Source organism: Streptomyces sp. NPDC059371, assembly GCF_042751995.1.
Lineage (GTDB): Bacteria > Actinomycetota > Actinomycetes > Streptomycetales > Streptomycetaceae > Streptomyces.
Map to the genome: position 1 here is coordinate 138,965 of NZ_JBHYXD010000013.1, position 6,532 is coordinate 145,496.

At 72.0% G+C, this 6,532-nt stretch carries 7 protein-coding genes; all 7 read left to right on the forward strand.

Features of this window, described 5'->3' with window-relative positions; all coding sequences use genetic code 11:
- Positions 1-136: 136 nt before the first annotated feature.
- The 7 genes from aroC to nusB all read left to right on the forward strand — a co-directional run bounded on the left by aroC (position 137) and on the right by nusB (position 6,449).
- Positions 137-1,321: a chorismate synthase gene (aroC, locus tag ACFXGX_RS10800; RefSeq protein WP_384787838.1), complete on the forward strand. Its 1,185-nt coding sequence runs from the start codon at positions 137-139 to the stop codon at positions 1,319-1,321.
- Between the two features lie 29 nt (positions 1,322-1,350).
- The gene (locus tag ACFXGX_RS10805; RefSeq protein ID WP_384787886.1) at positions 1,351-1,833 is read left to right on the forward strand and encodes a shikimate kinase; all 483 of its coding nucleotides are present in this window, start codon (positions 1,351-1,353) and stop codon (positions 1,831-1,833) included.
- Entirely contained in the window at positions 1,830-2,921 is a 1,092-nt protein-coding gene (gene aroB, locus ACFXGX_RS10810) for a 3-dehydroquinate synthase (RefSeq protein WP_384787841.1), read from the forward strand. Before ACFXGX_RS10805 ends, aroB begins: the two co-directional genes overlap by 4 nt.
- A 191-nt stretch (positions 2,922-3,112) precedes the next feature.
- Positions 3,113-4,027 (forward strand): Pro-rich N-terminal domain-containing protein, encoded by a 915-nt coding sequence (locus tag ACFXGX_RS10815; protein WP_384787844.1) that lies wholly within the window; start codon positions 3,113-3,115, stop codon positions 4,025-4,027.
- Between the two features lie 255 nt (positions 4,028-4,282).
- A complete protein-coding gene (locus ACFXGX_RS10820) occupies positions 4,283-5,386 on the forward strand; it encodes an aminopeptidase P family protein (protein ID WP_384787847.1) in 1,104 nt (367 codons plus the stop codon).
- A 59-nt stretch (positions 5,387-5,445) separates the two neighbouring features.
- The gene (gene efp / locus ACFXGX_RS10825; RefSeq protein ID WP_384787850.1) at positions 5,446-6,012 is read left to right on the forward strand and encodes an elongation factor P; all 567 of its coding nucleotides are present in this window, start codon (positions 5,446-5,448) and stop codon (positions 6,010-6,012) included.
- 2 nt (positions 6,013-6,014) lie between these two features.
- Positions 6,015-6,449, forward strand: a complete 435-nt coding sequence (gene nusB / locus ACFXGX_RS10830; RefSeq protein WP_384787853.1) for a transcription antitermination factor NusB — start codon at positions 6,015-6,017, stop codon at positions 6,447-6,449.
- Positions 6,450-6,532 lie beyond the last annotated feature (83 nt).

The window sequence follows — 6,532 nt, forward strand, 5'->3', positions numbered from 1 at the left end:
TGCGGCCGGTTCCCGCGCCCGGACGTGGGAGGATCGGACATGGCGGGCCAGGGCCGCGCACCCGGTCGCGCCGTCGCCGTACGCGAGCACACGTGTACGCAGCAGCAGTACCAGGGCGCGAGCATGAGGAGCACCGTTGAGCAGGTTGCGCTGGCTGACCGCGGGGGAGTCCCACGGTCCCGCACTTGTCGCGACGCTGGAGGGTCTTCCCGCCGGCGTGCCGATCACCACGGAGATGGTGGCGGACCACCTCGCCCGGCGGCGCCTGGGCTATGGGCGCGGTGCCCGGATGAAGTTCGAGCGTGACGAGGTCACCTTCCTCGGCGGCGTCCGGCACGGCCTCACCCTCGGCTCCCCGGTCGCGGTCATGGTCGGCAACACCGAATGGCCCAAGTGGGACCAGGTCATGGCGGCCGACCCGGTGGACCGGGAGATCCTCGACGGTCTCGCCCGCAACGCCCCGCTGACCCGCCCGCGGCCCGGCCACGCCGACCTCGCCGGCATGCAGAAGTACGGCTTCGACGAGGCCCGCCCGATCCTGGAGCGCGCCTCCGCCCGCGAGACCGCGGCCCGCGTGGCCCTCGGCGCCGTCGCCCGCTCGTACCTGAAGGAGACGGCCGGGATCGAGATCGTCTCCCACGTCGTCGAACTCTGCTCCGTGAAGGCCCCGCAGGGCGTGTACCCCACCCCGGCCGACGTCGAGAAGCTCGACGCCGACCCGCTGCGCTGCCTCGACGCCGACACCTCGAAGGCGATGGTCGCCGAGGTCGACCAGGCCCACAAGGACGGCGACACGCTCGGCGGCGTCGTCGAGGTCCTCGCCTACGGGGTGCCGGTGGGCCTCGGCTCGCACGTGCACTGGGACCGCAAGCTCGACGCCCGTCTCGCCGGCGCTCTGATGGGCATCCAGGCGATCAAGGGCGTCGAGGTCGGCGACGGATTCGAACTGGCCCGGGTGCCCGGCTCCCAGGCCCACGACGAGATCGTCTCCACGCCCGAGGGCATCCGCCGCGTCTCCGGCCGCGCCGGCGGCACCGAGGGCGGCCTGAGCACCGGTGAACTGCTTCGCGTCCGCGCCGCGATGAAGCCGATCGCTACCGTGCCGCGCGCGCTGGCCACCGTCGACGTCGCCACCGGCGAGGCCGCCAAGGCCCACCACCAGCGCTCCGACGTCTCCGCCGTGCCGGCCGCCGGCATCGTCGCCGAGGCCATGGTCGCCCTCGTCCTCGCGGACGCCGTGGCCGAGAAGTTCGGCGGCGACTCGGTCACCGAGACCCGCCGCAACGTCCGGTCGTACCTCGAGAACCTGGTCATCCGGTGACCGCCCCACGGCTGGTCCTGGTCGGGCCGATGGGGGTCGGGAAGTCCACGGTGGGCGCGCTCGTCGCCGAGCGGCTCGGCTGCGTCTACCGGGACACGGACGACGACATCGTGGCCACCGAGGGCCGCACCATCGCCGACATCTTCGTCTACGAGGGCGAGCCCGCCTTCCGCGCGATCGAGAAGCAGGCGGTGCGCGCGGCTCTCGCCGAGCACGACGGTGTGCTGGCCCTGGGCGGCGGTGCGGTCCTCGACGCCGACACCCGGGCCCTGCTCGCCGGCCACCAGGTCGTCTACCTCTCCATGGACGTCGAGGAGGCGGTGCAGCGCACCGGCCTCAACGCCGCCCGGCCGCTGCTCGCCGTCAACCCGCGCAAGCAGTGGCGCGAGCTGATGGAGGCACGCCGCCACCTGTACACCGAAGTCGCCCGCGCGGTCGTGGCGACCGACGGCCGTACCCCCGATGAGGTCGCCCAAGCGGTCCTCGACGCACTGGAGTTGAAGGAAGCATGAGCGAGGCTGTGACCCGTGTCCAGGTCGGCGGCACCGCGGGCACCGACCCCTACGAGGTCCTGATCGGGCGTCAGCTCCTCGGTGAGCTGGGCGGGTTGATCGGGGACAAGGCCAAGCGTGTCGCCGTGATCCACCCCGAGGCGCTCGCCGACACCGGTGAGGCGCTCCGCGCCGACCTGGCGGAGCAGGGCTTCGAGGCCGTCGCCATCCAGGTGCCGAACGCCGAGGAGGCCAAGACCGCCGAGGTCGCGGCCTACTGCTGGCGGGCGCTCGGCCAGTCCGGCTTCACCCGCACCGACGTCATCGTCGGCGTCGGCGGAGGAGCCACCACCGACCTCGCCGGTTTCGTGGCCGCGACCTGGCTGCGCGGCGTCCGCTGGATCGCCGTCCCCACCACCGTGCTCGCCATGGTGGACGCGGCGGTCGGCGGCAAGACGGGCATCAACACCGCCGAGGGCAAGAACCTCGTCGGCGCCTTCCACCCGCCCGCGGGCGTGCTGTGCGACCTGGCCGCGCTCGACTCGCTGCCGGTCAACGACTACGTGTCCGGGCTCGCGGAGATCATCAAGGCCGGCTTCATCGCCGACCCGGCGATCCTGGAGCTCATCGAGTCCGACCCCGAGGCGGCCCGCACGCCCGCCGGCCCGCACACCGCCGAGCTGATCGAGCGTTCCATCAAGGTCAAGGCCGAGGTCGTCTCCGGCGACCTCAAGGAGTCGGGGCTGCGCGAGATCCTCAACTACGGCCACACGCTCGCCCACGCCATCGAGAAGAACGAGCGCTACAAGTGGCGGCACGGCGCCGCCGTCTCCGTCGGCATGCACTTCGCCGCCGAACTCGGCCGCCTCGCGGGCCGGCTGGACGACGCGACGGCCGACAGGCACCGCACGATCCTGGAGTCCGTCGGTCTCCCGCTGAGCTACCGCTACGACCAGTGGCCGAAGCTCGTGGAGAACATGAAGGTCGACAAGAAGTCCCGTGGCGACCTGCTGCGCTTCATCGTCCTCGACGGACTGGCCAAACCGACCGTCCTGGAGGGCCCGGATCCGGCCGTCCTGCTCGCCGCGTACGGCGAGGTCGGCGAGTAACGGGCGCCGCCCCGCGGGCCGTATGGCCCGAAGGGCACCTGCTCAGCCCGTTTTGCCTCTCCTCACCGGGCACTTCGCACGGTCCCCGGCCGTTCACACAACGGCGGCCGGGGAAGGTACCGTTCGGTAGCGACGGGACCGGCGTCCCGCCGCTACGCGCACATCGCCTGTACGAGACGGAGTGGCACCGGATGCAGCACGCAGTGGGGGCTCCGCTGCCGCCCCACCAGCCGGGGCAGGGGCCGGCCGTCGGATGGTCGCCGGCCGGACAGTACCCGGGGCAGCAGGGCCCGGCGCCCGCTCCGGGCTTCGCCGGAGCGCCGGTGCCGCCGGGCGCGCCACCCGCCCAGGCGCCGCAGCACCACCTGCCACCGCATCAGATGCCCCCGCAGCATCCGTCGGCGATGCCTCCACAGCACCCGTCGGCGCAGCCGCCGCACCCGCCCGTGCCACCCGCGCCGGACACCACCGGGCATGTGCGACTGCCTCCGGGCGTCTCAGTCGCCATGCCGAGCCCGCCGCCCGCCACGGGCGCGCCCGACCCGGCGGCGACGACGCTCGCGATCCTGCTCATCGGCCCCGCGGGCGCCGGGAAGACCAGCGTCGCCAAGTACTGGGCGGACCACCGCCGGGTGCCCACGGCCCACATCAGCCTCGACGACGTACGCGAATGGGTGCGCTCGGGCTTCGCCGACCCGCAGTCGGGATGGAACGACCATTCCGAGGCGCAGTATCGTCTCGCCCGCCGCACCTGCGGCTTCGCCGCCCGCAACTTCCTGGCCAACGGCATCTCGTGCATCCTGGACGACGCCGTCTTCCCGGACCGGCCGGTCGTCGGCCTCGGCGGCTGGAAGCGGCACGTGGGTCCCGGTCTGCTGCCGGTCGTGCTCCTGCCGGGCCTGGAAGTGGTCCTGGAGCGCAACGCGGAGCGCTCGGGCAACCGCAGGCTCAGCGACGAGGAGGTCGCGCGCATCCACGGTCGCATGGCGGGCTGGTACGGCTCCGGGCTCCCGATCATCGACAACTCCCAGCTCGACGTGGCGGCCACGGCCCGCGTCCTGGACGACGTCCTGGCACGCGCGATCGCCAGCCCGCCACAGTGGTGAACGGGCTCGGCGCGCGGCAGTGGTGACGGGGCCCGGTCCGCGGCACAGGTGAAACGGTTCGGCCCCTAGCGGTGCACTACGGGTTCGGTCCTCGGCGACGCCGTACGGATCGGCGCGCGGCGGTGCCGTACGGAAGGCGCCCGGCGGTGCTGAAGGGGTTCGGCTCGGGGCCCGTGGCCGTCCGTCCGGGCCGCGGGCTACCCGTCCGGCCCTCTGGACCGGCGACATCCGGCCACCGCTCGTAGGCTCGGGTTCATGCCAGAGGTGTACGCAACCCGTAGAGAGCGGCTCCGGGAGCGTTGTACGGCGGGCGGCAGCGCGGCGGCGCTCGTCACCCGGCCCGCCAACGTGAGGTATCTCGCCGGTGCCGCGCCGTTCGGCGCGGTACTGCTGCTCGGCGGCGAGGACATGCTGCTGTGCGCGGGACCGCCGTCCGGCGAAGCCACGGAAGGGCGCCCCGACGAGGCGCTGGAAGTCCGGGTGCTGCCGCGCGCCGGAGGCGATCCGGCCGTCGCCGCCGCCGGACTGGCGGCCGATCAGGGCGCCGAGTCGCTCGCGGTCGAGGAACACCACCTCACCGTGACCCGGCACCGCGCCCTCGGCTCGGTCGCGCCGCGGCTGCGGCTGGCCGACCTGGGCGGAGCGGTGGAACAGCTCCGGGTGATCAAGGACGAGGAGGAGATCTCCGCCCTGCGCATCGGCGCGGAGATCGCCGACCAGGCGCTCGGTGAACTGCTCGAATCCATTCTCGTGGGCCGAACGGAACGCCATCTCGCCCTGGAACTGGAGCGCAGGCTCGTCGACCACGGTGCCGACGGGCCCGCCTTCGCGACCTCGGTCGGCACGGGCCCGAACTCGGGACGCCGCGGCCACCGGCCCACCGACCGGCGTGTCGAGGAGGGTGACTTCCTCTCCGTCTGTCTCGGCGCGACCTACCGCGGCTACCGGTGTGAGATCGGTCGTACGTTCGTGATCGGCACCTCGCCGGCCGACTGGCAGATCGAGCTGTACGACCTCGTCTTCGCCGCCCAGCGCGCCGGCCGGGAGGCGCTGGCACCCGGCGCCGCCTACCGGGACGTGGACCGCGCGGCCCGTCAGGTACTGGACTCCGGGGGCCATACCGAAGGTCTTCCGCCCCTGACGGGGCACGGTGTCGGGCTCGAAATCGACGAGGACCCGCAGCTTGCCCCCGCGGCCATGGGTAAACTGGACGCTTGCGTGCCGGTCACCGTCGAACCGGGAGTCCACCTTCCGGGCCGGGGCGGTGTCAGGATCGATGACACGCTCGTCGTACGCCCCGAGGCGGACGGCGGACCCGAGCTACTCACCATCACGACCAAGGAACTGCTCGCGCTCTAGCTTCCGGGCTACGCGCGTGCGCCGGGGTCGTCCACGTCAGTCCAGGAGATTCCGCAACCGTGGCTTCCACGAACGACCTCAAGAACGGCCTGGTGCTCAAGCTCGACGGAGGCCAGCTCTGGTCCGTCGTCGAGTTCCAGCACGTCAAGCCCGGCAAGGGCCCGGCCTTCGTGCGCACCAAGCTGAAGAACGTGCTCTCCGGCAAGGTCGTCGACAAGACGTTCAACGCCGGCGTCAAGGTCGAGACGGCCACGATCGACAAGCGCGACATGCAGTTCTCGTACATGGACGGCGAGTACTTCGTCTTCATGGACATGGAGACGTACGACCAGCTCATGGTCGACCGCAAGGCCGTCGCCGACGCCGCCAACTTCCTGATCGAGGGCTTCACGGCCAACGTCGCCCAGCACGAGGGCGAGGTGCTCTTCGTCGAGCTGCCGGCCGCCGTCGAGCTGGTCGTCCAGGAGACCGAGCCGGGCGTCCAGGGCGACCGCTCCACCGGTGGCACCAAGCCCGCCACCCTGGAGACCGGTCACCAGATCCAGGTCCCGCTCTTCATCACCACCGGTGAGAAGATCAAGGTCGACACCCGCACCAGCGACTACCTCGGCCGGGTGAACAGCTAACCGTGGCTGCCCGCAACACGGCCCGCAAGCGCGCCTTCCAGATCCTCTTCGAGGGCGACCAGCGCGATGTGGACGTCCTGACGGTCCTCGCGGACTGGATCCGGCACTCCCGGTCCGACACCCGGCAGCCGCCGGTCAGCGAATACACGATGGAACTCGTGGAGGGCTACGCCGTCAAGGCGCGGCGCATCGACGATCTCATCTCGCAGTACTCCGTCGGCTGGACGCTGGACAGGATGCCGGTCGTCGACCGCAACATCCTGCGCCTCGGTGCCTACGAGCTGATCTGGGTCGACGAGACCCCGGACGCCGTGGTGCTCGACGAGGCTGTACAGCTCGCGAAGGAGTTCTCCACGGACGAGTCGCCCTCGTTCGTGAACGGCCTGCTGGGCCGGCTGAAGGACCTGAAGCCGTCGCTTCGCCGCGACGAGGACTGACCGCCGGCAGCAGCCGTAACCGGTACGGCCCCGCGGGGGCGTACGGAACACGCCGGAGGGCCCGCAGCGACACGCTGTGGGCC